27 protein-coding genes and 1 pseudogene are annotated in these 25,476 nt (G+C 68.2%); 14 read left to right on the top strand and 14 right to left on the bottom strand.

From position 1 onward, the window contains the following. A partial coding sequence (locus Amac_RS09360; protein ID WP_155353905.1) for a metallophosphoesterase occupies window positions 1-831 on the bottom strand: 831 nt, incomplete at its 3' end. A 56-nt stretch (window positions 832-887) separates the two neighbouring features. On the opposite strand from Amac_RS09360, the gene Amac_RS09355 reads away from it, so the two are divergent. Next, window positions 888-1,343, top strand: a complete 456-nt coding sequence (locus tag Amac_RS09355) for a GatB/YqeY domain-containing protein (RefSeq protein WP_155349292.1) — start codon at window positions 888-890, stop codon at window positions 1,341-1,343. Between the two features lie 243 nt (window positions 1,344-1,586). Here Amac_RS09355 and Amac_RS09350 read toward each other — a convergent pair whose 3' ends face one another. Continuing rightward, window positions 1,587-3,845 carry a transglycosylase domain-containing protein gene (locus Amac_RS09350; RefSeq protein ID WP_246268191.1) on the bottom strand — a complete coding sequence of 753 codons (2,259 nt, stop codon included), beginning with the start codon at window positions 3,843-3,845 and terminating at the stop codon, window positions 1,587-1,589. A gap of 246 nt (window positions 3,846-4,091) precedes the next feature. Here Amac_RS09350 and Amac_RS09345 point away from each other — a divergent pair, with 246 nt between their 5' ends. Beyond that, window positions 4,092-4,388: a WhiB family transcriptional regulator gene (locus Amac_RS09345; protein WP_061296783.1), complete on the top strand. Its 297-nt coding sequence runs from the start codon at window positions 4,092-4,094 to the stop codon at window positions 4,386-4,388. Window positions 4,389-4,395: 7 nt separating this feature from the next. Here the strand turns inward: Amac_RS09345 and bagB are convergent, their stop codons facing one another. Continuing rightward, window positions 4,396-5,541: an ATPase BagB gene (bagB, locus tag Amac_RS09340; protein WP_155353904.1), complete on the bottom strand. Its 1,146-nt coding sequence runs from the start codon at window positions 5,539-5,541 to the stop codon at window positions 4,396-4,398. Further along, on the bottom strand, window positions 5,538-6,518 hold the full coding sequence (gene bagA, locus Amac_RS09335) for an ATPase BagA (RefSeq protein ID WP_155353903.1): 981 nt from the start codon (window positions 6,516-6,518) through the stop codon (window positions 5,538-5,540). The genes bagB and bagA overlap by 4 nt, the downstream gene beginning before the upstream one ends. 95 nt (window positions 6,519-6,613) lie before the next feature. Between bagA and sp36 the strand changes: the two genes are divergently transcribed. The 4 genes from sp36 to Amac_RS09315 are packed head-to-tail and all read left to right on the top strand — an operon-like array spanning window position 6,614 to window position 8,860. Then, the gene (sp36, locus tag Amac_RS09330) at window positions 6,614-6,769 is read left to right on the top strand and encodes a Sp36 family protein (protein WP_155349289.1); all 156 of its coding nucleotides are present in this window, start codon (window positions 6,614-6,616) and stop codon (window positions 6,767-6,769) included. Further along, window positions 6,766-7,224, top strand: a complete 459-nt coding sequence (locus tag Amac_RS09325; protein WP_155353902.1) for a RidA family protein — start codon at window positions 6,766-6,768, stop codon at window positions 7,222-7,224. The genes sp36 and Amac_RS09325 overlap by 4 nt, the downstream gene beginning before the upstream one ends. 56 nt (window positions 7,225-7,280) lie before the next feature. Continuing rightward, window positions 7,281-8,081, top strand: coding sequence for an NUDIX hydrolase (locus Amac_RS09320; RefSeq protein ID WP_155353901.1), 801 nt, complete (start codon window positions 7,281-7,283; stop codon window positions 8,079-8,081). Further along, on the top strand, window positions 8,078-8,860 hold the full coding sequence (locus Amac_RS09315) for an MBL fold metallo-hydrolase (RefSeq protein ID WP_155353900.1): 783 nt from the start codon (window positions 8,078-8,080) through the stop codon (window positions 8,858-8,860). Before Amac_RS09320 ends, Amac_RS09315 begins: the two co-directional genes overlap by 4 nt. Here the strand turns inward: Amac_RS09315 and Amac_RS09310 are convergent. After that, a complete protein-coding gene (locus Amac_RS09310; protein ID WP_155353899.1) occupies window positions 8,857-9,537 on the bottom strand; it encodes a Crp/Fnr family transcriptional regulator in 681 nt (226 codons plus the stop codon). The two genes, Amac_RS09315 and Amac_RS09310, sit on opposite strands and share 4 nt — an antisense overlap. A gap of 99 nt (window positions 9,538-9,636) precedes the next feature. On the opposite strand from Amac_RS09310, the gene nth reads away from it, so the two are divergent. Together nth and Amac_RS09300 are read left to right on the top strand one after the other, a co-directional pair. Continuing rightward, complete coding sequence (gene nth, locus Amac_RS09305) at window positions 9,637-10,341, top strand: endonuclease III (RefSeq protein ID WP_155353898.1); 705 nt, start codon at window positions 9,637-9,639, stop codon at window positions 10,339-10,341. Between the two features lie 49 nt (window positions 10,342-10,390). Continuing rightward, the gene (locus Amac_RS09300) at window positions 10,391-11,029 is read left to right on the top strand and encodes an NUDIX hydrolase (protein WP_218040959.1); all 639 of its coding nucleotides are present in this window, start codon (window positions 10,391-10,393) and stop codon (window positions 11,027-11,029) included. Window positions 11,030-11,032: 3 nt separating this feature from the next. Here the strand turns inward: Amac_RS09300 and Amac_RS09295 are convergent, their stop codons facing one another. Continuing rightward, window positions 11,033-11,566, bottom strand: a complete 534-nt coding sequence (locus Amac_RS09295) for a HEAT repeat domain-containing protein (RefSeq protein ID WP_155353896.1) — start codon at window positions 11,564-11,566, stop codon at window positions 11,033-11,035. Between the two features lie 110 nt (window positions 11,567-11,676). Here Amac_RS09295 and Amac_RS09290 point away from each other — a divergent pair, with 110 nt between their 5' ends. The 5 genes from Amac_RS09290 (at window position 11,677) to Amac_RS09270 (ending at window position 17,748) form a co-directional block, all read left to right on the top strand. Continuing rightward, window positions 11,677-12,867 carry a MarP family serine protease gene (locus tag Amac_RS09290; protein ID WP_246268190.1) on the top strand — a complete coding sequence of 397 codons (1,191 nt, stop codon included), beginning with the start codon at window positions 11,677-11,679 and terminating at the stop codon, window positions 12,865-12,867. Window positions 12,868-12,954: 87 nt separating this feature from the next. Next, a complete protein-coding gene (locus tag Amac_RS09285; RefSeq protein WP_155353895.1) occupies window positions 12,955-13,968 on the top strand; it encodes a glycosyltransferase family 4 protein in 1,014 nt (337 codons plus the stop codon). A gap of 185 nt (window positions 13,969-14,153) precedes the next feature. Continuing rightward, the gene (locus Amac_RS09280; protein ID WP_155353894.1) at window positions 14,154-15,281 is read left to right on the top strand and encodes a glycosyltransferase; all 1,128 of its coding nucleotides are present in this window, start codon (window positions 14,154-14,156) and stop codon (window positions 15,279-15,281) included. Then, on the top strand, window positions 15,278-16,282 hold the full coding sequence (locus Amac_RS09275) for a glycosyltransferase (RefSeq protein WP_155353893.1): 1,005 nt from the start codon (window positions 15,278-15,280) through the stop codon (window positions 16,280-16,282). The genes Amac_RS09280 and Amac_RS09275 overlap by 4 nt, the downstream gene beginning before the upstream one ends. Beyond that, entirely contained in the window at window positions 16,279-17,748 is a 1,470-nt protein-coding gene (locus tag Amac_RS09270; protein WP_155353892.1) for a glycoside hydrolase family 130 protein, read from the top strand. The genes Amac_RS09275 and Amac_RS09270 overlap by 4 nt, the downstream gene beginning before the upstream one ends. Here the strand turns inward: Amac_RS09270 and Amac_RS09265 are convergent. The 8 genes from Amac_RS09265 to acs all read right to left on the bottom strand — a co-directional run bounded on the left by Amac_RS09265 (window position 17,740) and on the right by acs (window position 25,009). Continuing rightward, window positions 17,740-18,057, bottom strand: a complete 318-nt coding sequence (locus Amac_RS09265) for a hypothetical protein (protein WP_155353891.1) — start codon at window positions 18,055-18,057, stop codon at window positions 17,740-17,742. The two genes, Amac_RS09270 and Amac_RS09265, sit on opposite strands and share 9 nt — an antisense overlap. 116 nt (window positions 18,058-18,173) lie before the next feature. Next, complete coding sequence (locus Amac_RS09260; RefSeq protein ID WP_155353890.1) at window positions 18,174-19,343, bottom strand: PD40 domain-containing protein; 1,170 nt, start codon at window positions 19,341-19,343, stop codon at window positions 18,174-18,176. Next, window positions 19,340-19,858: a SigE family RNA polymerase sigma factor gene (locus Amac_RS09255; RefSeq protein ID WP_155353889.1), complete on the bottom strand. Its 519-nt coding sequence runs from the start codon at window positions 19,856-19,858 to the stop codon at window positions 19,340-19,342. The genes Amac_RS09260 and Amac_RS09255 overlap by 4 nt, the downstream gene beginning before the upstream one ends. 54 nt (window positions 19,859-19,912) lie before the next feature. After that, window positions 19,913-20,350: a DUF309 domain-containing protein gene (locus Amac_RS09250; RefSeq protein WP_155353888.1), complete on the bottom strand. Its 438-nt coding sequence runs from the start codon at window positions 20,348-20,350 to the stop codon at window positions 19,913-19,915. Continuing rightward, complete coding sequence (locus Amac_RS09245) at window positions 20,347-21,273, bottom strand: alpha/beta fold hydrolase (protein WP_155353887.1); 927 nt, start codon at window positions 21,271-21,273, stop codon at window positions 20,347-20,349. The genes Amac_RS09250 and Amac_RS09245 overlap by 4 nt, the downstream gene beginning before the upstream one ends. Window position 21,274: 1 nt before the next feature. Next, complete coding sequence (locus Amac_RS09240; RefSeq protein ID WP_155353886.1) at window positions 21,275-21,718, bottom strand: phage holin family protein; 444 nt, start codon at window positions 21,716-21,718, stop codon at window positions 21,275-21,277. A 22-nt stretch (window positions 21,719-21,740) separates the two neighbouring features. Further along, window positions 21,741-22,928, bottom strand: coding sequence for a Na+/H+ antiporter NhaA (gene nhaA, locus Amac_RS09235; RefSeq protein ID WP_155353885.1), 1,188 nt, complete (start codon window positions 22,926-22,928; stop codon window positions 21,741-21,743). A 113-nt stretch (window positions 22,929-23,041) separates the two neighbouring features. After that, window positions 23,042-25,009 carry an acetate--CoA ligase gene (gene acs, locus Amac_RS09230; protein WP_155353884.1) on the bottom strand — a complete coding sequence of 656 codons (1,968 nt, stop codon included), beginning with the start codon at window positions 25,007-25,009 and terminating at the stop codon, window positions 23,042-23,044. 188 nt (window positions 25,010-25,197) lie between these two features. Here acs and Amac_RS55970 point away from each other — a divergent pair. Continuing rightward, window positions 25,198-25,476, top strand: a pseudogene (locus Amac_RS55970) (oxidoreductase); the annotation flags it as partial.

Here is a 25,476-nt window from a genome sequence, read left to right as displayed (position 1 = left end):
GGTGGGGGAGGTGCCTAGGCCGGCGGAGACGTGGAGGTAGGCGGAGTTGTGGTGGGAGAGGCCGCGGACGCGGGCGCGGTCGATGCCGCAGTTGGTGACCAGGGCGCCGTAGAAGGGGATGCAGAGTTGGCCGCCGTGGGTGTGGCCGGCCAGGAGGAGTTGGTAGCCGTCGGCGGCGAATCTGGTCATGTTGCGGGGTTCGGGGGAGTGCATGACGCCGAGGCGGAGGTCGGCGTCGGCCGGGGCGGGGGCGGCGATCTGGTCGTAACGGTCCAAGTCGATGTGGGAGTCGTTGATGCCGCCGACGTGGATGTCGAGGTGGGCGACTTTCAGGCGGGCGGTGGAGTTGTTCATGTCCAGCCAGCCGGCCGAGGTCATCGCGGTGCCGAGTTCCTGCCAGGGGAGGTTGGGGAGGGCTCGGCGGGTGTCCGCCTTGGACGTGCGCCAGAGGTAGCGGGCGGGGTTCTTGAAATGGGGGGAGTACATGTCGTTCGAGCCGTACACGAACAGGCCGGGGCGGTCCAGGAAGGGCTCGACGGCGTGCATGTACGCGGGGATGGCGTCGGGGTGGGCGAGGGTGTCGCCGGTGTTGACGATCAGGTCGGGGTCGAGGGAGGCGAGTGAGCGGACCCAGTTGATCAGGCGGGTGCGGCGGGGGGTCAGGTGCAGGTCGGAGATCTGCAGGATCCTGATCGGGCGGACGCCGGCGGGGAGCACGGGCACGTCGAAGCGTCGCAGGCGAAACCAGTTGCGCTCGACGACAGTGGCATACCCGAGCCCGGCGACGCCGAGGCCGAGCAGGGACAGGGGTACCGCGACAGCTTTCCGCACCCCCCAATCATGCCCGAACCCGTGGGTGCGGCCGTGCGACACGGCAAGATAGAACCATGAGTGCGTTGAAAGACAAGCTGAAGGCCGATCTCGCGGCCTCGATGAAGGCTCGGGACGAAGTCCGGCTGCGGACGGTCCGGATGGCGCTGGCCGCGATCAACGTCGAGGAGGTGGCGGGGAAGACCGCCCGCGAGCTCTCCGACGACGAGATCATCAAGGTGCTCGGCAAGGAGGCCAAGAAGCGGCGGGAGGCGTCGGAGGCGTTCGCCGGGGCCGGGCGGGCCGCGCAGGCGCAGGCTGAGCTGGATGAGCAGGCGATCCTGGAGGAGTATCTGCCCGCCCAGCTGTCGGACGAGGAGCTCAACCGGCTGGTCGATGAGGCGATCGCGGAGAGCGGGGCGTCGGGGCCGCAGGCGATGGGTCAGGTCATGAAGGTGGTGAACCCGAAGGTCGCGGGTCGCGCCGAGGGTGGTCGCGTTGCCGCGGCCGTTCGCTCCCGCCTCGCTGGTTGAGCGTAGAAGGACCTCCTCCCGGTAGGAGGGCTCGTGGTCTTCGATGCGGAAGCCACCGAACACCTGTGAGTAAGGGTTCTGCCAGGTAGGAGTTGGAACCCAGCGAGCACCCGTGAGAAAGCGTCCCTCCCGGGCGGGAGGGTCGGAATCCGTCGAGGAACGCGAGGCTCGTAGTCCTAGGGGCGGAAGCCGCCGGACACCTGTGAGAAAGGGTCCTCCCGGGCAGGAGGACCCTTTCTGGTGTCAGGGGTTCACGGGGACGACGATGTCGCCGCCACCGTCTCCGCCGCCACCGTCGCCTCCACCACCGTCGTTTCCGCCGTCGGGGCCGCCGCGGCCGTCGCCGCCCTTCTCCTCAGGCTTGGGCTTGGGCTTGGGGGCGCAGAAGCTGGGCGAACAGCCGCCGAACTCCGACATGTCGACGTTGACGAACGAGGTCGGCTCGACCTTCTTGAGGGCGCCGAGCATGGTGTCTTTCCAGATCTCGCCCGCGATCGAGGAGCCGTACACGTAGGGGTAGTAACGCCCGCCGATGGTCACGCCGGTGAGGTCGTAGCGGAAAGCGCCGCGGGGGTCGCCGATGCTGACGGCCGAGGCCAGGTCGGGGGTGTAGCCGGCGAACCAGGCGGCGGTGTAGCCGTCGGTGGTGCCGGTCTTGCCGGCCGCGTCGCGGCCGATGCCGCCGACGCCGCTCATGGTGCCCTGGGTGAAGACGCCGGAGAGGATGTGGCTGGCCGCGTCGGCGACCTTCTCGTCGAGCACCTGCTCGCAATCCGGCTCGTACGGCGTGGCCTTGCCGTTCCGGTCCACGATCTCAGTGATGACCATGGGCGCGCAGCGCTTGCCCCGGGCGGCGATCGTCGCGTACGCCCCGGCGACGGTCACCGGATCCATCTCGTTGACCCCGAGCGTGAACGTGGGCACCTCGCGGAGCTTGGTCCCGTCCGCCCGCTGGATGCCGAGCTTCTGCGCCATCTTCACGACCTTGCAGAGCCCGACATGCTCCTCCAGCTTCATGAAGAACGTGTTCACCGAACCCCAGGTCCCGGTCGTCAGGGTCCGGAAGCCGCCGCTGCCCTCGCTGGAGTTGCGCACCTCGTGGGTCTCGCCCGAGCGGTTGCCCTTGCAGTCGCGGAACGGCGTGTGCGCGTTGTCGGGAACCGCGTAGGCCGACCCGGTGTTGAACCCGTCGTTCAGTTTGAGGCCCTCATCCAGGGCGGTGACCAGGGTGAACACCTTGAAGGTGGAGCCCGCCTGGAAGCCGCTGCCGCCGCCGTGCACTCCGTCGGCCGGCAGGTTGTAGCTGATCTCGTTCTTCTTCTTGTCGTCGCCGAACTTGCGGCTGGCGGCGAGCGCGCGGATCGCGCCGGTGCCGGGCTCGACCAGGGCTTGGGCGGCGACCTGCTTGTCGGAGGTGTACACCCAGTTCTTGATGGCCTTGTCGGCGGCCTTCTGCATGTCCCGGTTGAGCGTGGTGCGGATGGTCAGTCCACCGCGCTGGAGGAAGTTGCGGCGGGCTTCCTCGGTCTTGCCGAAGTCCTTGTTGGTGAGGATCTCCTGCTGCACGTAGAGGCAGAAGTAGGGGAACTCGCTCATCTCGCAGCCGCCGGGGATCTTCTTGCCGAGGTAGCCGAGCTTCTCGGCCTTCGCCTCGGTGGCCTGCGCCGCGGTGATGGCCTTCAGCTGCGCCATCCGGTCGAGCACCACGTTGCGCCGGGCCAGCAGGGCGGCGCGGTATTCCTTGCCCCGGTCGGGGTCGGTGGCGCTGGGGCTCTGCACGGCTCCGGCGAGCGTCGCCGCCTCGGCCAGGTCGAGCTCGGAGGCGTGCTTGCCGAAGAAACGCTTGGAGGCGGCCTCGATGCCGTACGCGCTGGCGCCGAAGTAGGAGATGTTGAGATACCGGTTGAGGATCTCGTCCTTGGTGTACTTGTTCTCGATCGCCATCGCGTAGCGGATCTCGTTGAGCTTGCGCGCGTACGACGTCTCGATGGCCTTGGCCTGTTCTTCCTTGGTCTCGGCCGAGTTGAAGATGACCAGCTTGACGTACTGCTGGGTGATCGAGGAGCCGCCCTGGACGACGCCGCCGCCGAAGAGGTTGCGGGTGAACGCCCGGAAGGTGCCTTCGACGTCGAGGGCACCGTGTTGCTTGAAGCGGAAGTCCTCGATCGCGATGATCGCCTGCTGCATGACCGGCGCGATCTTGGTGAGCGGCACGGACTCGCGGTTCTGGAAGTAGAACTGGGCGATCTGCTTGCCGGAGGAGTCCAGTAGGACCGTCTTCTCCGGGAGCGGGGGCTCGTTGAGCTCCTTCGCCTCGATCTGGAGGGCCTCGACGCCGGATTTGGCGGAGTAGCCCGCTCCGCCGACGGCGGGCAACGCTACAGCGGCGACGAGCACGCCTCCGGCGCAGGCGGCGGCCAGCAGTCGCACGACGTTCGCGATCTGGGTGCCGACCCGGCGCGGGCGCGCTCCCGATGTCTGAGCTTTGCCTTGAGCTTGCACAAAGCCAAGGGTACGTCGAATCAGGGAGTCAATCGGTACCAAAACCACCACCTGGCATTACCCCCGGCGGGAATGACTAGTCATTCCCGGACATCCCCAGGTCGTAAATTTGGTCCCACCGGGTCTGTCACTCCGACAGCCTGGTTGCGTACGTTCTCCTCTGCGGCAACTGAATAAGGAGGCTCGGCGACCGCGCCCGTCGGCCCCAGAAGTCACGACTGACCACCTAAGGGGAGTGGGGTCGAAATGTGGATCACGGATTGGACCTCCCGTGCCGCCTGTCGAGGTGCGGATCCTGACGCCCTGTTCGTTCAGGGCGCCGCACAGAACCGGGCGAAGCTGATCTGTCGAGGGTGCCCTGTCCGTACCGAATGCCTCGCCGATGCGCTGGACAATCGCATCGAGTTCGGGGTATGGGGCGGAATGACCGAGCGGGAACGGCGTGCGCTCCTGCGGCGCCGTCCGGACGTCGACTCCTGGCGCGACCTGCTGGAGTTGGCCAAGGAAGAGTACGAGCGCACCAACGAGCTGATCGCAGGCTGACGCGCTTTCACCCAGCGGCGAGGAGTTCCCCGATCTGGCGCAGACCAGCCAGATCGTGAACATCCTCTGACATCGCGGGCACCTGGGATATCGGCACGGTGGGGTGGGCCGAGGTGAAGTGTTCCTGTTCCCGGTGCTCGCGGGCGGCGAGCTGCATCCGCCCGGCGTGCAGGCGAAGCACGGCGGCGGTCAGCTCGTGCTCACCACGTGACTCCAGGTCCTCCGCGGCGGCCGTGCTGCGGGCCGCGGACAGGGCCGGAGCCGGGGAGCGGTGCACCCGGTTGACCACCAGGCCGGCCAGGGGCATCCGCTCCTCGGCGAGCCGCTCCACGAAGTACGAGGCCTCACGGATCGCGTCCCGTTCCGGCGTGGCGACGACGACGAACGCCGTGCCGGGCGCCTGGAGCAGCCGATAGGTCTGTTCCGCGCGCTGCCGGAAACCGCCGAACAGCGCGTCCAGGGCGGACACGAACGTCTGGATGTCGGTCAGCACCTGCGCGCCGAGCACCTTGGTGAGCGCCCCGGCGACCAGGCCGAACCCGGCGTTGATCAGTTTGAATGCGCTCCGCCCGCCGGCTTTGGCGGGGGCGATCAGGATGCGGATGAGCCGCCCGTCCAGGAACCGGCCGAGGCGTTCCGGCGCGTCCAGGAAGTCCAGCGCGGACCGGGACGGCGGGGTGTCGACGATGATCAGATCCCAGTCGCCGGAGCGGCGCAGTTGCCCCAGTTTCTCCATCGCCATGTACTCCTGGGTGCCGGAGAAGCTGGACGACAGCGACTGGTAGAAGGGGTTCGTCAGGATCTGCTTGGCCCGCTCCGGGTCCGCGTGCGCCTCGATGATCTCATCGAAGGTGCGCTTCATGTCGAGCATCATGGCGTGCAGCTGGCCGTCGCCGTCGATCTCGGTGATCCGGCGCGGGGTGTTGTCGAGCGAGGTCAGGCCCATCGACTGGGCCAGCCGCCGGGCCGGGTCGACGGTGAGCACGACCACGTGGCGGCCGCGTTCCGCGGCGCGCAGGCCGAGCGCGGCGGCCGTGGTGGTCTTGCCGACACCGCCGGAGCCGCAGCACACCACGATCCGGGTGTTCTGATCGTCCAGGATGGCGTCCAGGTCCAGCTGGGGGGCTTTCACGGCTCTCTTTCCGCTCGTCATGCGGCGCCTTGGTTTCTGATCGCTTCGGCGAGTTCATACAGCCCGGCCAGGTCGGCGCCGTCGGCCAGGAACGGCAGGTCATACCTGCGTGCCCCGGTCTTGGCGAGTTCCTCCTGCTCGCGCTGTTCCAGGCTGGTACGGCTGGCATGCTCGGCCACTTCCGCCGCCAGCGCCTCGGCGATGGCGGTGGCGTCCTTGCCGTCGGTCAGCCCGGCGGCCTTGAGCCCCAGCGCGAGCTCGGAGTGGTCGACCGGCTCGCTCAGCGCCGGATCGATGCTCCGCACCATGTTCACGAAGATCCCGCCGACCGGCAGCTTGACGGCCCGCAGCTCGGCCATGCCGTCCACGGTCTCCTGGACGGGCATCTCCTCCAGCAGCGTCACGAAGTGCACCGCGGTCTCGGGCGAGGCCATGACACCGCGGACCATGTCCGCGTGCGCCTTCACCGGGCCGACCCGGGCCAGCCCGGCGACCTCGTGGGTGACATTGAGAAACCGGGCGATCCGCCCGGTCGGTGGCGCGTCCATGACGACGGCGTCGTACACCCGGCGCCCCGCCTTGTTCTTGCGCCGGACCGCCTCGCTGGTCTTCCCGGTGACCAGGACGTCGCGCATGCCGGGGGCGATGGTGGTGGCGAAGTCGACCACGCCCATCCTGGTGAGCGTCTTGCCCATCCGTTTGAGCCCGTAGAACATGTCGAGGTAGTCGAGCATGGCCTCTTCGGGGTCGATGGCCAGCGCGAACACGTCGCCGCCGCCGGGGGCGACGGCGATCTTCCGTTCCTCGTACGGCAAGGGCGGCAGGTCGAACACCTGAGCGATACCCTGGCGGCCCTCCACCTCGACCAGGAGCACCTTCCGGCCGCCGGCGGCGAGCGCCAGGGCCAGCGCGGCGGCGACGGTGGTCTTCCCCGTGCCACCTTTGCCGGTGACGACGTGGAGGCGAACCCCATCCCAGTCGGTGTCACGAGAACTCACACCCGAAAGGCTACCCAACGGTCACTTTCTGATTCGCCGCAGGGAACCCATGTGCTGGGAGTCACAGGCGTGCGCGCCTCGATAGCCTTGGCCGCATGACCAAGTGGGAGTACGTGACCGTGCCGCTGCTGACGCACGCGACTAAGCAGATTCTGGACAACTGGGGCGAGGACGGCTGGGAGTTGGTGTCCGTGATTCCCGGGCCCAACCCCGAGCAACTCGTCGCGTACATGAAGCGGGCGAAGGCGTGACGCCCGAGGAGCGGCTGGCCCGGCTGGGGCTGGTGTTGCCGGAAGTGGTGACGCCGCTGGCCGCGTATGTGCCCGCAGTGCGGACCGGGAACTACGTGTACACCTCCGGGCAACTGCCGATCGTGGACGGGAAGCTGATCGCCACCGGCAAGCTCGGGGCGGAGGTCTCCGACGAGCAGGGGATCGATCTGGCCCGGATCTGCGCGCTCAACGCGATGGCGGCGATCATCTCGGTCGCGGGTGATCTGTCGCACATCGTGCGGATCGTGAAGGTGCTGGCGTTCGTCGCCAGCACGCCGGAATACACCAACCAGCCGGTCGTGGTCGACGGCGCGAGCACGCTGTTCGGCGAGGTCCTGGGCGAGGCCGGGCGGCATGCTCGCAGCGCTGTCGGGGTCGCGGTGCTGCCCCGGAACGCGCCCGTGGAGCTGGAGGTCGTCGCCGAAGTGCGTTGATCTGTCGTACGGCATCCGCGAGACTGCTGAACCGAGCGATGTTCTGGGGAGGGCCGATGGGGATTCCGCTGACGGGGGAGTTCCGGACGCGCGCCCAGGACATCCTCGCCGGTCGGATAGCTCCGGTGGCCGCCAGGGACGCGGCGACGGTGATCGTGCTGCGGGACGATCCGCTGGAGGTGTACCTGCTCCGCCGCAAGGCCACGATGGCCTTCGCGGCGGGGGCGTACGTGTTTCCTGGCGGGTCCGTCGATCCCCGGGACGCGGATCATGCGGTGGCTTGGGCGGGGCCGTCTCCGGCGGAATGGGGCGAGTTGCTGCGGGCCGAGGAGGGGACGGCGCGCGGGTTGGTGTGCGCGGCGGTGCGGGAGACCTTCGAGGAGTCCGGGGTGCTGCTGGCCGGGCCGACCGAGGACACGATCGTGGCCGACACCACGGGCTGGGACGCCGAACGGGAAGCGTTGATCGATCGCTCGCTGTCGTTCGTGGATTTCCTGGATGACAAAGGGCTGGTCTTGCGGTCGGATCTGCTCAAACCGTGGGGGCATTGGATCACGCCTGAGATCGAATACCGGCGGTATGACACGCGGTTCTTCGTGGCGGCGTTGCCGTACGGCCAGCGGACCAGGGACGTCGGCGGGGAAGCGGATTCGGTGGCCTGGATGCGTCCCCAGCAAGCCCTAGATCTCGCGAAATCTCACGAAATTTCGGTGATGATGCCGACATTTCATACGCTGACCGAGATGGCGGGGTTTGACACGATTGCAGGCGTGTTCGCGAATGATCGGGAGATTGTCACGATCATGCCCCAGGTGGTGGAGGTCGACGGCGAGATGCGGCTGGAAGTGGCTAGATGAGCGGGTTGTTCCTGCCGATCGACGGGTCCGGTACGGCGAGCGCGACCAATGTGCTGGCTCCCAACGCATCCCCGATGACCTTGGACGGCACGAACACCTGGGTGATCGGCCAGGGCGAGACGGTGCTGATCGTCGATCCAGGGCCGGACGATGAGCGTCACCTGCGGAGAATCGTGGAGCTGCTCGGCGAGCGCCGGGTGGCGTCAATCCTGCTCACCCACGGACATGTCGACCACAGCGGCGGAGCCGCGATGTTCGCCGCGATGGTCAGCGCACCGGTCCGGGCGCTCGACCCGCACCATCGCCTCGGCTCGGAAGGCCTGGACGACGGCGACGTGGTCACTGCCGGAGATCTCGAACTCCGGGTGATCGGAACACCAGGCCATTCAGCCGATTCCCTCTGCTTCTGGCTGCCGACCGACGCCGCGCTGCTCACCGGGGACACCATCCTCGGCCGAGGCACCACCGTGATCGCCCACGACGGCGACCTCGCCGACTACCTCCGCAGCCTGGACAAACTCCGCGCGATGGCCGAACTCGCCGAAGCCAGGACCCTGCTGCCCGGCCACGGCCCCATGCTCCCCGACCCGATCGGAAAGCTGGACGAATACCTCGAGCACCGCCGCAAACGCCTCGACCAGATCCGCGAGGCCATCCGCGCGGGCGCGAAAGACGTGCCGGAGATCGTCGAGATGGTCTACGCGGACGTGGACCGCAGCCTCTGGCCCGCCGCGGAGATGTCCGTGGCGGCCCAGCTCAACTACCTCAAAAACCTCTAACGCGACCGGTTGTACAGCCGCTCGATGTCCATGATCACGACGGCCTTGGCCTCGATCCGCAGCCAGCCGCGCCCCGCGAAGTCGGCCAGCGCCTTGTTGACGGTCTCCCGGGAGGCGCCCACCAGCTGGGCCAGCTCCTCCTGAGTGAGATCGTGATGGACGCGCACGCCGTCCTCGACCTTCTGCCCGAACCGGTCGGCCAGGTCCAGCAGCGCCTTCGCCACCCGCCCGGGCACGTCGGTGAAGACCAGGTCGGCCAGCACGTCGTTGGTCCGGCGCAGCCGCTGGGCCAGGGCGCGCAGCAGGTGCAGCGCCACCTCCGGGCGGCCGGTCAGCCACGGCCGCAGGTCGTCGTGGCCGAGCCCGGCCAGCTTGACGTCGGTCAGCGCGATGGCGGAAGCCGTACGGGGCCGGGGGTCGAACAGGGACAGCTCGCCGAACATCTCGCTCGGGCCGAGCACGCTGAGCAGGTTCTCCCGGCCGTCCGGCGCGGTCCTGGCCAGCTTGATCTTGCCTTCGAGCACCACGTAGAGCGTGGAGCCGGTCTCGTTCTCGCTGAACAGCGTCTGGCCCTTGGTGAGGGTCATCTCGGCGATACTCGTTCGCAGGGCCGCTGCGCTCTCCCGGTCGAGCGCGGCGAAAAGGGGCGCCCTGCTCAGAACGTCTTCGGTGCTCACGGTGCCTCCCTTGCCATGGTCGCACTCGTCGGGTTTCGGAGGTTCCTGGGAACTCCGTGGTAGCCATTGTGACCTACGGCATCCGCGTAGGCTTACGGGGTGCCCCAGAAGGAGTCCCGGCTAGCCCTCGTACGCCGCGCCCGGCGGATCAACCGCATCTTGGCGGAAACCTATCCTGACGCCCACTGCGAACTCGACTTCGGTAACCCGCTGGAGCTGCTGGTCGCAACCATCCTCTCGGCGCAGTGTACGGACAAAAGGGTAAATATGGTTACTCCGATACTTTTTGCGAAGTATCGGACTGCGGTTGACTATGCCTCGGCGGATCGTGAGGAGCTCGAACAGATCATCAAATCCACGGGGTTCTTCCGGGCCAAGACCAACAGCATCATGGGCATGGCCCAGGCGCTCTGTGATCGTTATGGCGGGGATGTGCCCGGGAAGCTGAAGGATCTGGTCACCTTGCCCGGTGTCGGGCGTAAGACGGCCAATGTGGTGCTCGGCAACGCGTTCGGCGTGCCCGGGTTGACCGTTGACACCCACTTCCAACGGCTCACCCGGCGGTTCGGGTGGCTTGACGAGACCGATCCCGTCAAGATCGAGCACGAGGTCGGCACGCTCATCCCCAAGGCCCAGTGGACGATGTTCTCGCATCGGATCATCTGGCACGGCCGGCGGATCTGTAACGCGCGCAAGCCCGCCTGTGGCGCCTGCCCGCTGACCGCGCTCTGCCCGTCGTACGGCACTGGCCCGACAGATCCGGTCGAGGCGCGCAAACTTGTTAAGACTGGGCCATTCTCCTAGCGGGAAGCTCCGGGGATGCCCGAGGGTTGAACCCCGGGGGAGGTGGCACGTGAACGACACGCCGGTTTGGCTTGAGGGGTTGGCTGCCAGGAGTGCGGTGGTGCCGTTGGGCTTACGGCCACCCGCCGAAGGCGGCCGTCCCGCGGCGGTGCTGATGCTGTTCGGCGACGGGCCGTACGGGCCGGACGTCCTGCTCATCCAGCGCAGCTCCAACGGCCGCAACCACGCGGGCCAGCCCGCCTTCCCCGGCGGCGGCCTGGAACCCCAGGACGCGGGCCCCATCGAAGCCGCCCTCCGCGAGGCCGCCGAGGAAACCGGCCTCGACCCGACCGGCGTCACCGTCGTCGGCACAATGCCCGAACTGTACGTCTGGCGAAGCGACTACCGCGTCACCCCCGTTCTGGGCTGGTGGCACACTCCCTGCGCCGTCCACGCCGCTTCCCCGAACGAGGTCGCTTCGGTGGAACGCGTGCCTATCGCCGAGCTCGTCGACCCGGCCAACCGCCTCAAACTCCGCCATCCCAGCGGGTTCGCCGGGCCCGCGTTCCGGGTTCGCGGCTTGCTCGTCTGGGGGTTCACGGCTGGAGTGCTCGACGGCTTGCTGGCCGCTTCTGGCTTCGAGCTCCCCTGGGACAAATCTCGAGTCGAGGACCTGCCGCCCGACGTCATCGCTATGGCGGGGCGCTGAAGGCTATGGGTCCAGGAGTTTGCTGGTGTGGGCGGTCGCCAGGGTAAGGCCCAGGGATGCCCAGTCGGTGACGTCGGGGTCCTTGTCTTCGGCCAGGCGGCGCAGGGCGGCCAGGCCGGCCGGGTCGGCGGGGTGGCCGAGGATGTTGGGGAGCGCGTAGGCGGCGCCGTAGCGGACGGTGGCCTCAGGGTGGGTGGAGAGGTCGATCACCGAGGGGAGCGCGCGTGGGTCGCGGAGGTGGCCGAAGGCGATGAGGACCGAATAGAGGACGCGGGTGTCGTCCTCGCTGGCTGCCAGATAGCGGAGTACCGGGATGGTTTTGTCGGCGAATGGGCGATCACGGCCGAGTTCGCCGAGAATGTCCACGCCGAGTACGCGCTCCGGGACCGTGGCGGACGCGCAGAGGCGCCGGGCCGCGGTGAAGGTTTCCAGGTCGCCGCGCTGTTGCAGGTCGGCGATGGCCTGCCAGCGGGTCGGTCCATCCGGGTCTTCGTCGGCCAGAGCGGCCTGAATCAGATCATCAACTGATGCCCCCATGACGTCACGATATAGCGGAGACCTCGAAGAACACGTGCACGCGCGCGTGTGGCGCTGGATACCGTAAAGGGGGGCACTGGGCTCAGGGTCGATAGGGGTGTAATTCAGGCGTGCAAGGCGACGTGCTCGATCTCATCCTGATCGGCCTGGTGCTGGCGTTCGCGGTGTCCGGGTATCGGCAGGGCTTCATCATCGGGGTGTTCAGCTTCGTGGGGTTCTGCGGTGGCGCGCTTGTCGGCATTTTCATCGGGCCTCCGATCGCCGGGGCGCTGGTCGGGGGGGACACCGAGAAGGCGCTACTGGCGATCGTGATCGTCTTTCTGTGCGCGACGGTCGGCCAGTTCGCCTCGTCCACGATCGGGGCGGTGGTTCGCAGCCACGTGACCTGGGAGTCGGCGCGGACCGCCGACTCGTTCGGGGGGTCGCTCGCCAGCGGTCTGACGGTGCTGGTGTTCGCGTGGCTGATCGGCTCGCTGATGATCTCTACCAGCCTGTCGTTACCGCGTCAGCAGATCAATGATTCCCTGCTGCTGAAGTCCGTCGATTCGGCCATGCCGCAGGCCGCCAAAGACCTGACTCGGCGATTCCGGGACTTTGTGGATGCTTCCGATTTTCCGGAGGTGTTCAGCGCCATCGGCGGTAGCCGTTTTGTTGATGTTCCCCCTCCCGACGAGAGCATCATCAAGGACCCCCGCATCGCCCGGGCCCGTCGCGCGATCGTCAAAGTCCAGGGCACCGCGCCCGACTGCAAGAAACGCATCGAGGGCACCGGCTTCGTCTACTCCGCCCACCGGATCATGACCAACGCCCACGTCGTCCAGGGCGTCACCCAGGAACTCCGCGTCACCGACTACACCGGCGCCGTCCACGACGCCCGCGTCGTGCTGTTCAACCCCGACCGCGACATCGCCATCCTCTACGTCGCCTCCCTCGACGTCGCCGCCCTCCGCTTCGACTCCACCGCGGAATCCAAGGACGACGCGATCATCGCCGGCTTCCCGAAGGGCCACGGCTTCACCATCAAACCGGCCCGAATCCGGGTGAAACAGCACGCCGAGTCCTCCGACATCTACAACGACCACAAGGTCGACCGCGAGGTGTACGCCATTCGCGGCGTCGTCCAGCCCGGCAACTCCGGCGGCCCCCTCCTCACCCCCGAAGGCCGCGTCTTCGGCGTCATCTTCGCCGCCGCCACCGACCAGGAGGACACGGGCTACGCGCTGACCGCCGACGAAGTCCGTACGGACGCGGAAGACGGCAGCGCGGCCATCGCCCGCGTCGACACCCAGACCTGCGACTAGGTGTACGGTCCGGAGTGGCAAGCACGCCAGGAGGTGCGCGATGAGCCGTACCCGGTCATTCCGGTCGCTGGAGCAGGACGACGTTTCGTGAGGGTCGCGCTGCTGGGCCCGGTCGCCTGGCGCACGCCTCCGCTTCATTACGGTCCGTGGGAGCAGGTCACGAGCCTGCTCGCTGAAGGGCTCACCGCGCGGGGGATCGATGTGACCCTGTTCGCGACCCTGGATTCGGTCACGTCCGCAACGCTGGACGGCGTGTGTCCCCATGGATATGCCGATGATTCGTCCATGGACGGACGGGTGTGGGAGGCGATGCATGTCGCGTACGCGTTGAGCCGTTCCGGGGAGTTCGATCTCGTGCACAGCCATCTCGACTGGCTTCCGCTGGCCTTCGCCGATCACTGCCGAGCGCCGCTGCTCACCACCGTTCATGGATTCTCCGGAATGGGCATCTTGCCGGCCTATACCCGGGCCTGGTCCGCGTACGTCTCCATCTCGGACGCGGACCGGAGTCCGGAGCTGGACTACCTCGCCACCGTGCACCACGGCATCGATCTGGACGCGTTTCCCTTCGTCCCCACGGGCGGCGAACGGCTGATCAGCTTCGGCCGCGTTCATCCCGACAAGGGAACGCACACGGCGATCGAGATCGCCCGGCGGGCCGGGATGCCGCTGACCATCTGCGGGATCGTCCAGGACGAGCGGTACTTCGAGGCGGAGATCGCGCCGAAGATCGACGGGGAGCAGGTCAGGTTCCTCGGGTCGGTCGGGCCGGAGCGGCGGGGCGAGATTCTCGGCGGTGGCGCCGCGCTGCTGCATCCCATCGCGTTCGACGAGCCGTTCGGCCTGTCGGTCGTCGAGGCGATGGCCTGCGGCACCCCCGTCGTCGCCTACCGGCGCGGATCCATGGCCGAAGTCGTGGACCACGGGGTGACCGGTTTCCTGGTGGATTCCCTCGACGAGGCCGTCACCGCGGTGCGGCGCATCGCGACGATCGATCGCGCGGGCTGCCGTGCGCGGGCCGAAATCAGATTCAGCGCAGACTCAATGGTTTCTAATTACCTGCGCATATATGGCGAAATGTTAGGACAAAATAGCGCCTGATAGTATTCGGGCGACGCAGACCCCGGCCATCGGCTGAGGGTCGCGGCAGCCGGGCCCCCGTATGAGGGCGGGCCCCCGGTGACAGGCTCACGATTCCATCACGCCGGCAGGCGGACAGCCGTCTGAACCGAGCGAGCCCGTGGGGCATCCATCGTGCCGCGGGCGATTAGTGGAAGGCATGACAGTTGGCCTGCACATATGGCTTTCTCAGCACCCATCCGCCCACGCAGTGCGGACTCGCCACGTTCAACTCCGCCCTGGCCGCCCAGCTCACCGAAGACGGCCGGTACGGCGGGATCGTCCGGGTCACCGCCGACGGCGACGACAACCTGCCCCTGCCCGGGGTCGTGCACACCTGGTCCCCCAGCGGGTTCGGCGGCTGGCGGGCCGCAGCCTCCGCGCTGGAGAAGTTCGATGTGGCCATCGTGCAGCACGAGTACGGCATCTATCCCGGTTCGGACGGCCAGGATGTCCTGCCGTTGCTGCGGCGCCTCGCCGTACCCACCATTGTGGTTCTGCACACCGTCCTGACCAGGCCGACCGCCTCGCAGAAGGTCCTGCTTGAGGAGATCGCCGACGCCGCCGACGCGGTCGTGACCATGACCGGCACCGCCCGCGACCGGTTGCTGACCGGCTACCGGGTCGACGCCGCCAAGGTGGTCCTCATCCCCCACGGAGCCGCCGACCACAGGCGGGTTCCGGTCCGGCGTCAATCCCGTCCGCATCTGCTCACCTGGGGACTGCTCGGCCCGGGCAAGGGCGTTGAGTGGGCATTGCGCGCGCTCGCGCTGCTGGAGGACGTTTCGCCGATCTACACCATCGCCGGAAAGACCCATCCCAAGGTGCTGGAGTCCCAGGGCGAGGCCTACCGCGACGGCTTGTACGATCTCGCGGCCCGGCTTCGGGTGTCCGATGCCGTGCGGCACGACCCGGTATACCGGGATCAGGAGTCGCTGAGCCGGCTGGTCCGCTCGGCGGACGTCGTCGTGTTGCCCTACGACTCGGCGGAGCAGGTCACCTCCGGTGTCCTCATCGAGGCCGTGGCCGCGGGCGTGCCCGTCGTCGCCACCTCCTTCCCCCACGCCGTGGAACTGCTGACCGGCGGTCCAGGCTTGCTGGTTCCCCACGGCGACCCGTTGGCGCTCGCCGCCGCGTTGCGTCGTGTCCTCACCGAACCCGGACTGGCCGACGATCTCATCAGCCGTACCCGCGCCTTGGTGCCCACCCTGCTGTGGCCCGCGGTCGCGGCCCGATACGCCGGCCTCGTCCGGTCGCTCCTGGCCGAGCGGCCGGCGGCCGTGGCGGTGCCATGAGCTCGGCGGCACCCGATTTCCAGCATCTGATCCGGTTGAGCGATGACACCGGCCTGTTCGAACACGCGCGGCACGCCGTCGTCCGCCGCCATCACGGTTACTGCACCGACGACGTCGCCCGCGGGCTCGTCATCGTCAGCCGGGAACCGCTCCCGTCCCAACGGCTGACCCGGCTGGCGGAGCGGTACCTGGCCTTTCTCACCCATGCCCAGGATCACTCCGGCGCGTTCCGCAACCGGCTCGGCTTCGACCGGCGCTGGCGCGACCGGCCGGGCGTCGGCGACTGGTGGGGCCGGGCGATGTGGGGCCTGGGCACCGCGGCGGCCCGCAACTCCGCTCCCTGGATCCGGGAGGAAGCGCTGCTCGCCTTCACTCTCGGCGCGCAGCAGCGCTCCCCGCATCTGCGTGCCATGACTTTCGCCGGGCTCGGCGCGGCGGAGGTCCTGCGCGCCGACCCGGACAGCACTGTGGCCGCCGCCCTGCTCACCGACGCCGCCGAGGCGATCGGCGTTCCTCCGGAGAACCCCTCCTGGCCGTGGCCGCAGCCGTACCTGAGCTATGCCAACGCCGCGCTCGCCGAGGTGCTCATCGCCGCCGGGGATCTGAGCGATGACCAGCAGATGCTCACCAGCGGGCTGCACATGCTCACCTGGCTGCGCGACATCCAGACCAGGAACGGCAGGTTCTCGGTCGTGCCCGCCGCCGGCTGGCGACAGGACAAGCAGCGCACCCGCTACGACCAGCAGCCGATCGAGGTGGCCGCGCTCGCCGACGCCTGCGCCGTCGCCTTCCTCGTGACCGGCGAGCTCTCCTGGCAGGACGGAGTACGGCGGGCGGCGGCCTGGTTCCAGGGCGCCAACGACGCCGACGCCCTGATGTGGGACCCGGCGACCAGCGGCGGGTACGACGGCCTGACCGAGCACGGCCCCAACCTCAACCAGGGCGCGGAATCGACCATGGCGCTGATCTCCACCATGCAACACGCGCGGCGGCTCTCATGAGCGATCTCGCCGTACGGCTCGGCCCGACGATCACTCCCGACCCGCGACGGGTGATCGTCAAGCTCTTCGTGCCCGGCGAGGACGCGGCGCTCACCCGTACCCGGGCCGCCGCGCTGATCGACCGCATCATGCTCCTCGACACCGACACGATGACCGACATGCTCAAGGAGACGCTGCGGCGATTCGGCGGGCGGCACCACGACCTCGAAGCGACCTTCGCCCATCACCACGACCTGGTCCGCCATCGCGTGCCCCGCAACGCCGACCTGTCCCGGCCGGCCCGCCTCCTGGTGGGCGCCTACTTCAGCCACGAGTACGCCGTCGAGGGCGCGGCGGTGTGCAACCCCTCGATGATCCCCCACCCCGACCAGTCCGGCCTGCGCCCTGGGCAGCTCCGCGTGGCCATCAGCCTGCGGCAGATCGGTGAGGGACACCTGTCCTCCATCGGCTTCGCCACGGCGCTGCTCGGACCCCACGCCGAGCTGGAGATCACCGACCGCTCCGGGGCGCTGTCCGTCGGCCGCCGGCACCGGACCCACCATCGGCGCGACCTGCTCGCCGCCGGGCTCTCCGACGATGCCTGGGACAACGAGGTCTCGGCCGCCATGCTGGAATCCCTGCCGGAACGCTTCGACGACGACGACTTCGAGCAGGCGATCGGCCGGTTGCCCGCCGACCTGGTCACCCGGACCACCACGCAGCGCACTCTGGAGGAGATGCGCCGCGCGACGCGCTCCGACTACGCCGTGGCCTTCCCCGCCGATCTCCCCCTGCACCGGCGGGTGCTCTGGCCGGCGACCGCGGACGAGAGCAACGGCATGGAGGACGCGCGTTTCGTCCAGGTCATCGATGAGGACGGCAGGCCGTCGTACCGCGCCACCTACACCGCCTACGACGGGCGGCACATCCGCTCCCACCTGATCGCCAGCGATGACCTGCGCCATTTCGAGATCACCCCCATGCGGGGGCCCGCCGCCGTCAACAAGGGGATGGCGCTGTTCCCGCGACAGGTGGGGGGACGCAGTCTGGCGTTGTGCCGCTCCGACGGCGAGACCATCGGTCTCACGACGCTCGACCAGCACAACACGTGGCAACCGCCGGTGCCGCTCCACGCCCCCCACCGCGGCTGGGAACTGATCCAGGTGGGCAACTGCGGATCGCCCATCGAGACCGGCTTCGGCTGGCTCGTCCTGATCCATGGCGTCGGCCCGATGCGCGACTACGCCATGGGCGCCCTGCTGCTCGACTCCGACCAGCCGGACCGGGTCATCGCCGAACTCCCTGGCCCGCTCCTCACCGCCGGCACCGCCGAACGCGACGGCTACGTTCCTAACGTCGTGTACTCCTGCGGGGGCCTTGTCCATGGCGATGCCTTGTGGCTGCCGTACGGGGAGAGCGACGCCCGGATCGGATTCGCCCGGGTGCCGGTGAGCACCCTTGTCGAGGCGATGCGTTCGTCACGCTAGCGGGGTGCCGAGGCCGGCGGCGTCGAGGAGGTGCGCGCCCGCGTCGTGCAGGGTGATGCCGAAGCTGTCCGGCGGGCCCGGCACATGAGCGGTTGCCTTGAAGCGGGTATCGAGGGTCGGACCGTTGCCGACGAGATGGCCGCACAGCTGGCCCTGGCGGTCGTACACGGCCCAGCGGCCCGCGCTCACCTGCGGCATCGCGTCAGGATTGTCCTTGAGCCACTGCGCGTTGGTCGCGTGGTCGGGCCGCTCGTCGGCCTCGTTCTCCTGGACGGAAAGATGATCAGCATTTGTGCGAGCACCACTCATGTTGCGTCTCGCTCTCAGCTAGTGGCTGACGCCCCTTGACGAGGGGAAACACTCAGCGCTATCCGCATCGTACCGGCCACCGCGCGGGCTTACTACTCGACAACCTCGGGAAACACCTAGAAACCGGCCAGGGTCAGACCTCCCGCCCAAGCCGAAAAGGAGTACGTGTCCAGCTTGCGGACCTGTCCATCGCGGATGTTGATGGCGTAGGTGACCGAGCCGATATCGGGAATGCCCTTTCCGGTCTTGCCCCAGTCGCCGCCGGCGACACTCTCGGCGGCCACGACTTCGGTGGGGCTGAGCCAAGGGCCCATTTCCATGGGGAAGAACCTCTCGGGGGCGCTGCGCAGGCCGCTGCTGGTCAGGACCTTGCCGGTGGTGGTGTCCACGGTCACGATTCTGGTGTCCTTAGGCGTCGATTCAGACAGGGTCGGACGGCTGTCGTCCGACGCGGGGCGGGTGAGATAGGCGAGGGTACGCCCATCGGCGGCCAGCCAGCCGATGGTGTTCCACGCCTTTTCGGTGAGGGGAATCACCCTGCCGTCGACGAGCGAGCCGAGACGGTCGCCGTCCGACACGACAACGGGGCTGCCGCCGGCACCGACCCGCTGGACCCACCAGCCCGACGGGATATCGAGGGCATGACCGCTCTCCACGTCCACCACGGTGTTGAGCGACCCTGACACGTTCACGCCCAGATGGCGCCCGTCAGGAGAGAGGGTGATCACCCCGCCGGTCTTCACCATCGTGGCGATCGGCACGGTCTGCGGCGTCAGCCAGATCTGCCCCGAGGCCAGGTCCCGCACCGCGAACCTCTCGTCCCGCTCGCTGTAGTAGGCGATCCGGCTGCCGTCCGCGGTGATCACCAGCGGCGCCGCGGTGTTCATGTAGTTCGACTTGGTCTGCTTGGTGTAGACGCTCAGCGCCTCCGGCATCCGGAAGGTGTCACCGGCACGCGTCACCACCCGCCACTGGAGGCACTCGAGTCCGGACAGGCGGCTCATCTTGCCCGGCTCCAGGCTCTCGCCACACCAGTCGTAATAGGCATAACTCACCGGGGACACCCCCGAGGCGGGCAACGCGGCGTCGGCCCGAGCGGAAACCGTGTCCCCGCCCGAATCCGTGGTCAGCACGCTCGCGCCGAGCGCCACCACGACCAGCACGGCCAGCGCGGAGCCGACCGCACCCACGCGCCCGCGGCGAGCGCGACGAACCACCCGTTCCGTCAGGTCAACCTGGGGTGCTTCAGCGGCAAGGCGTTCGAATTCTGCACGAAGTCGGGTCATCGGGCGGCCTCCTTGGCATCGGCGTCGTTGAGCAGATCGGCTAATTCCGGGGCGAGCACCCGCAATCTGCCGAGCGCGTGACTGGTCTGGCTCTTCACCGTGCCGGGAGAGCACTTGAGCAGTTCGGCGGTCTCCTGGACACTGCGGTCCTCGTAGTAGCGCAGCACCAGAACCGCGCGCTGGCGTGGGGTCAGCCGGTCGAGAGCCTGCCCGAGCGCGAGCCGGTTGACGCTCTCGACGCTGGGATCGTGGCTGGCCTTCGGCGGCCCCATGAGCGGCAGGTGGCGTCGATGTCGCCGCCACCACGAGATGTGCTCATTGATCAATGCTCTGCGTGCGTACGCCTCGGGGTTGCCGTCCTTGGCAAGCTTGTGCCAGTTCCTGGCCACCCGGATCAGCACAGTCTGCAGCAGATCTTCGGCTTGGTGGGGATCGCCGCATAACAGGTAGGAGCTGCGCATCAGTGATTGTTGCCGGGCGCGCAGAAACTCCCTGAAGCCCTCGTATCGATCCATATTTCTCCTCTCTTCCCCTATCAACGCGGGAAGAGAGAGTCGGGTTGGAGGCCCTCAGGTGGCGGGTAGGGCCGCGCGTAGGGCTTCGATGGTCGCGGCTCTGGTGATCGCGTCCAGGTTCATGCCGTAGGCGGGGCGGGAGCCGTACGAGCGGATTCTGGATCTTCCTCGTTCCAGGAGGGCCGTCGCGCCGCGCGGGTTTTCGCGTTGCAGGTGGGTGAGGCCGACGCAGATCTGGGCCAGGCCCTGCCAGAGTTCGCGTTCCTCCGGAGGGCAGCATTTCCAGCGGCCTTCGAAGACCTCGTGGGCGTGGAAGGGGCGGGCGGCGTCGAGGAGGAGGGCTGCCTCGATGATGGCTTCTTCGGCGCTGGGGGCGTAGTCGTCGGGGACGCGGGGCACGCCGACGGCGTCGTAGGGCAGGGGGCGGCCGTATTCGTCGCGCGGGCGGGCGCTTCTGGCGCGGCCGTATTCGTCGCGGTCTCGCGGGGTCATCGGTCCGGTTCCGGGTCGGCGAGCCAGGCGATCAGCTCGGCGTCGAACTGGTCGGGGCGTTCCTCGTGGGGGAAGTGGCCGGCGCCGTCGATCAGCCGCCAGCGGTAGGGCGCGGCGACGAAACGGCTGGAACCTTGGGCGGTTCTGGGCAGGATGCACCTGTCCAGCGCGCCGTGCAGCTGGAGCGTGGGGGCTGCGATCTCGGTACGCATCTGGCGGACATACCGGAACCCATCCGGGCGGAGCTGGGATCTGGCGAACCAGCGGTGATATTCCAGGGCACAGTGCGCGGTCCCCGGGATTTGGAACACATCCCGATATTTCCGGGCAACGTCCTCAGATGGCCACTCAGGGCCGGACCATGCGTCCAGGAGGCGGCCCACCCGGGAGCCGTCGTGGGCGACCAGGCGGCGCTCTGGGAGCACCGGGAGCTGGAATCCCAGGCTGTAGCGGCTGGCTCGCAGCTGGCCGAACGGGTCGGTCAGCAGGGCCGAGCGCAGCCGGAGCGGGTGCGGGGCGGAAACGACCACCAGACGACGGACCACTTTGGGGTCGAGCACCCCCATCGTCCACGCCAGCAAGCCGCCCCAGTCGTGACCGACGACGATCGCGCCGGTCTCGCCGAGCGCGCGAATCAGCCCGGCGGCGTCTCCGGCCAAGGTCGGAAGATCGTAGCCGCGCGGGGGTTTGTCGCTCGCGCCGTACCCACGCAAATCCACTGCGACCGCACGGTAACCGGCCTTCGGCAGGGACTCCAGCTGGTGCCGCCAGGTCCACCAGAACTGGGGGAAACCATGCAGCAGCAGCACCAGCGGCCCTTCGCCCGCCTCCACGACGTGGAAGCGGGTGCCGCCGGCGTGCACGGCGCGGTGGGTCCACGGGCCCTCGACCCGGACCACCGACTCGTCCCTGGACGGTTTCACCTCAGGGCACGGTCTCGTGCACCGGCTCGCGATGCGAGCCGATCTCGCCCGCGGACGGCGCGGACAGGCTCGCCTGCTCGGGCCCCTTCAGCGTCTGCAGCGACCGCTTGGTACGGCGGAAGCCCGCCAACCCCTTCAACCGCCGGTATCCGACGAACCCCAGCAAACCCGCAAGCACCAGATAGAACACGGTAACGATCAGGAACGACAGCCACTGCGCGAGGCCGACCACGTCCACCAGCACGTACGCGATGGTGAACGACGCCAGGATCAGGCACAGATGCAGAACGAACGCGGCGGCGGCGAAAAGCCCCGTCGCGGTCCCGATCCGGCGCGCGTCGAACTTGAGCTCGGACTTGGCGAGCTCGATCTCAGACCGGACGAGGGTCGATATGTGGTTGCTCGCCTGGGCGACCAGCGCGCCGAGCGATTCGTCCTCGGGCATCGGGATCTCCTATCTGCGACTATCAAACATCATCTCGTGCCCGCACGCGCACCCGGATCCGCAACAGTGCCGACGCCAGCGCCGACGCGACCACGCTGGCGATCAGCACGGCGGTGGAGATCCGATCGTCGCCGGGGAACGCCTTGTCGCCGATGAGCAGCGAAACCGTGAAGCCGATTCCGGCCAGAACGGACACGGCTGCGATGTCCCGCCAGGTCAGCTCATCGCTGAGCCTGGCGAATCCCAGTTTGACCGACAACCACGCGCCTCCGAACACCCCCAGGAACTTGCCCACCACCAAGCCGATCATCACAGCGATCGCGATCCGGTCGACGAAGACGGCGCCGAGCGCCTGGGTGGTCAGCGGAACCCCGGCGGCGAAGAAGGCGAAAACGGGCACGCAGAATCCAGCGGATATGGGGCGAATGTATTGGTCCGCGCGTTCCGCCGGGGATGGATCGCCTCGCACGCTGGTGAGCAGGCCGCACAGGACGCCGGCCACGGTGGGGTGCACGCCGCTGTCGTGCACGAACACCCAGGCGGCGACGCCGAGCAGGATGAACAGGAGCGGCTTCCGGACACCGACGCGCATGAGCAGCCAGTAGATGAACAGGATCACGGCGGCGGCGATCAGCGGGACGAAGCTCAGCTTCTCCGTGTAGAAGACCGCGATCACGATGATCGCCCCCAGGTCATCCACCACGGCGAGGGTCAGGAGGAAGGCTCGCAAAGCATCCGGAAGCGCTGAGGCGGTCACCGCGAGGACCGCGAGGGCGAACGCGATGTCGGTTGCCGTGGGGATCGCCCAGCCCTTGCCCGCGCCGCTGGTGCCCCAGGCGACGGCGACGAAGACGAGCGCGGGAACGATCATTCCGGCGATCGCGGCGACAACCGGGAGAATCGCGTTCTTGAGCCGGGAGAGCTCGCCGTGCACGAACCCCTGTTTGACCTCAAGCCCGGCGACGAAGAAGAAGATCGCGAGCATGCCGTCGGCGGACCATTGGTACAAGCTCATACCGAACGGACCTGGAACCGCGTCGCGCATGGCCAGATAGCCGTTGGTCCATGCGGAGTTCGCCCAGATGAGAGCGAATCCCGTGGCCAGCAGCATGATCACGCCGCCGATCGTCTCGGCGCGCAACGCCTCGGCGATCTGGCGTGCGTACCGGACGGTCGGCCGCAGCGGCCACATTTCGGCGGCGCGCGGCACGGTCCCCCCTCGGTCGCTGAACGTTACGATCTGTACCTGACTGTACACATATGTCCGGAAATGGGTGAGGCGCGGGTGCCGTTATGCACCCGCGCCTCATCTGCCGGACTTGCCTAGTCTTCGCTCGCCGCGCTGGGCAGCTTCGCCGCGATCAGGTTCATCACCGCGCTGTCGGCCAGCGTCGTGACGTCGCCGATGCTGCGGTTCTCCGCCACGTCACGCAGCAACCGCCGCATGATCTTCCCGGAGCGGGTCTTCGGCAGCTCGGGAACGATCAGGATCTGCCGCGGCTTCGCGATCGGGCCGAGCGTCTTGGCGACATGATCGCGAAGCTCCTTGGCGATGTCCTCGCCCTCGTCGGCCGCGCCGCGCAGGATCACGAACGACACGATCGCCTGCGTGGTCACCGGGTCGGTCGCGCCCACGACCGCCGCCTCGGCCACCTTCGGGTGGCTGACCAGCGCACTCTCCACCTCGGTGGTCGAGATGTTGTGCCCGGAGACGAGCATGACGTCATCCACCCGGCCGAGCAGCCACAGATCGCCGTCCTCGTCCTTCTTCGCGCCGTCGCCGGGGAAGTAGAACCCCTTGAACCGGGACCAGTAGGTGTCGATGTAGCGCTGGTCGTCGCCCCAGATCGTGCGGAGCATGGACGGCCACGGCTCCCGTACCACCAGGAAACCCCCGCCGCCGCTGGGCACCGACTGCGCCTGGTCGTCGACCACGTCCGCCACGATGCCCGGCAGCGGCTTCATGGCCGCGCCCGGCTTGCCGGCCGTGACTCCCGGCAGCGGGCTGATCATGATCGCGCCGGTCTCGGTCTGCCACCAGGTGTCCACGACCGGGGTACGGCTGCCGCCGATGTGCTCGCGATACCAGACGTACGCCTCCGGGTTGATCGGCTCGCCGACCGAGCCGAGGACGCGCAGGGACGACAGGTCGAACTTGGCGGGGATGTCGTCGCCCCACTTCATGAACGTACGGATCGCGGTGGGCGCCGTGTAGAGGATCGTGACGTGATATTTCTGGATAATTTCCCAGAAGCGGCCTCGGTGGGGGGTGTCCGGGGTGCCCTCGTAGATGATGCTTGTGGCGCCGTTCGCGAGCGGGCCGTACACGATGTAGGAGTGCCCGGTCACCCAGCCGATGTCGGCCGTGCACCAGTAGATGTCGGTTTCCGGCTTGAGGTCGAAGACGGCGTGGTGCGTCCAGGCGGACTGGGTGAGGTATCCACCGGTCGTGTGGAGAATGCCCTTCGGCTTCCCGGTCGTCCCGCTCGTGTAGAGGATGTACAGCGGGTCCTCGGCGTCATGCGCCTCCGGCGTGTGCTCCTCGCTCTGCCGATCGACCAGGTCATGCCACCAGACGTCCTTGTCCGTCCAGTCCACGTCCTGGCCGGTCCGCCGGACCACCAGCACGTGCTCGACACTCGGGCAGTCCTTGACCGCCTCGTCCACCGTCGGCTTCAACGCGCTCGGCGCGCCCCGCCGGAACCCGCCATCCGCGGTGATCACCAGCTTGGCGTCCGCGTCGTCGATCCGGCTCTTCAGCGCCGTCGCCGAGAACCCGCCGAACACCACCGAGTGAATCGCCCCGATCCGCGCACACGCCAGCAACGAAACCGGCAGTTCCGGAATCATCGGCATGTAGATGGCGACCCGATCGCCCTTCCCCACCCCCAGCTCGGTCAGCGCGTTCGCCGCCCTGGAAACCTCTTTCTGCAGGTCAGCGTAGGTGATCGTACGGCTGTCGCCTTCCGGCTCGCCTTCCCAGTAGTAGGCGACCTTGTCCCCGTTCCCCGCCTCCACATGCCGGTCCACGCAGTTGTACGCGACGTTCAGCTTGCCGTTCACGAACCACTTGGCGAAGGGCGGCTGCCAGTCCAGCGTCGTGTCCCAGCGTTTCGCCCAGGTCAGCCGCTCCGCGGCACGCTCCCAGAAGGCGAGCCGGTCCCGGTTCGCCTCCTCATACGCCTCCGCCGTGACATTCGCGGCCGCGGCCAGGTCGACGGGTGGCTCGAACCGCCGGTCCTCGCGCAGCAGATTCGACAGCGTCTCCTGGTTCTCACGCTCGGGGGCCACTTGGCACTCCTTTTGTTCTTATCTGGCGCTACTTGTGAGGTCCACTTCACCAGCCCGATACGGTCACCGACAAGGTTCCGGGCATGTGGTGCTATGACATGTGAGCATCCCCGGGGAGTCAAACTGGGATGCGCTCAACGGTGGCAGGTCGTCGTTGAATGGTCCGTACGCGTCGGTAAGGTCGGGGCGTGACTGATCCGCTGGCGGTGATCGCCGAGATGGTGCCCGAGGCCGTACAAGAGGCGCGTTTCGCTGTCGACCGGCTGTATCGGCATCGGGTGCTGCGGCGGCGCGGGCCCGAAGTGTCGGCCGAGTCGGCCTTGCGCGGAGCCCGGGCATCGGCGGCGTTGGATGGGGTTGATGTGCCGCTGGGGTCGTTGCGCCATGGGGAAGTCGATGCTCCGGTGGCGCAGGGGGCGTTGCGGGTTTCGGCAGAGCTGGGGCGGTTGGGGGCGTTGTGGCGGGGG

It is taken from the genome of Acrocarpospora macrocephala (assembly GCF_009687865.1).
Classification (GTDB): domain Bacteria; phylum Actinomycetota; class Actinomycetes; order Streptosporangiales; family Streptosporangiaceae; genus Acrocarpospora; species Acrocarpospora macrocephala.
Note: the sequence above shows the minus strand (reverse complement) of the source record. Positions and strands in the feature narration are given on the sequence as shown.

Excerpts from the sequence above, each read along its gene's own strand:
- Amac_RS09355 (WP_155349292.1), top strand. The coding sequence starts at position 888 with ATGAGTGCGTTGAAAGACAAGCTGAAGGCCGATCTCGCGGCCTCGATG.
- Amac_RS09345 (WP_061296783.1), top strand. The coding sequence starts at position 4,092 with ATGTGGATCACGGATTGGACCTCCCGTGCCGCCTGTCGAGGTGCGGAT.
- bagB (WP_155353904.1), bottom strand. The coding sequence starts at position 5,541 with ATGACGAGCGGAAAGAGAGCCGTGAAAGCCCCCCAGCTGGACCTGGAC.
- sp36 (WP_155349289.1), top strand. The coding sequence starts at position 6,614 with ATGACCAAGTGGGAGTACGTGACCGTGCCGCTGCTGACGCACGCGACT.
- Amac_RS09320 (WP_155353901.1), top strand. The coding sequence starts at position 7,281 with ATGGGGATTCCGCTGACGGGGGAGTTCCGGACGCGCGCCCAGGACATC.
- Amac_RS09315 (WP_155353900.1), top strand. The coding sequence starts at position 8,078 with ATGAGCGGGTTGTTCCTGCCGATCGACGGGTCCGGTACGGCGAGCGCG.
- Amac_RS09295 (WP_155353896.1), bottom strand. The coding sequence starts at position 11,566 with ATGGGGGCATCAGTTGATGATCTGATTCAGGCCGCTCTGGCCGACGAA.
- Amac_RS09275 (WP_155353893.1), top strand. The coding sequence starts at position 15,278 with ATGAGCTCGGCGGCACCCGATTTCCAGCATCTGATCCGGTTGAGCGAT.
- Amac_RS09270 (WP_155353892.1), top strand. The coding sequence starts at position 16,279 with ATGAGCGATCTCGCCGTACGGCTCGGCCCGACGATCACTCCCGACCCG.
- Amac_RS09265 (WP_155353891.1), bottom strand. The coding sequence starts at position 18,057 with ATGAGTGGTGCTCGCACAAATGCTGATCATCTTTCCGTCCAGGAGAAC.
- Amac_RS09260 (WP_155353890.1), bottom strand. The coding sequence starts at position 19,343 with ATGACCCGACTTCGTGCAGAATTCGAACGCCTTGCCGCTGAAGCACCC.
- Amac_RS09255 (WP_155353889.1), bottom strand. The coding sequence starts at position 19,858 with ATGGATCGATACGAGGGCTTCAGGGAGTTTCTGCGCGCCCGGCAACAA.
- Amac_RS09250 (WP_155353888.1), bottom strand. The coding sequence starts at position 20,350 with ATGACCCCGCGAGACCGCGACGAATACGGCCGCGCCAGAAGCGCCCGC.
- Amac_RS09240 (WP_155353886.1), bottom strand. The coding sequence starts at position 21,718 with ATGCCCGAGGACGAATCGCTCGGCGCGCTGGTCGCCCAGGCGAGCAAC.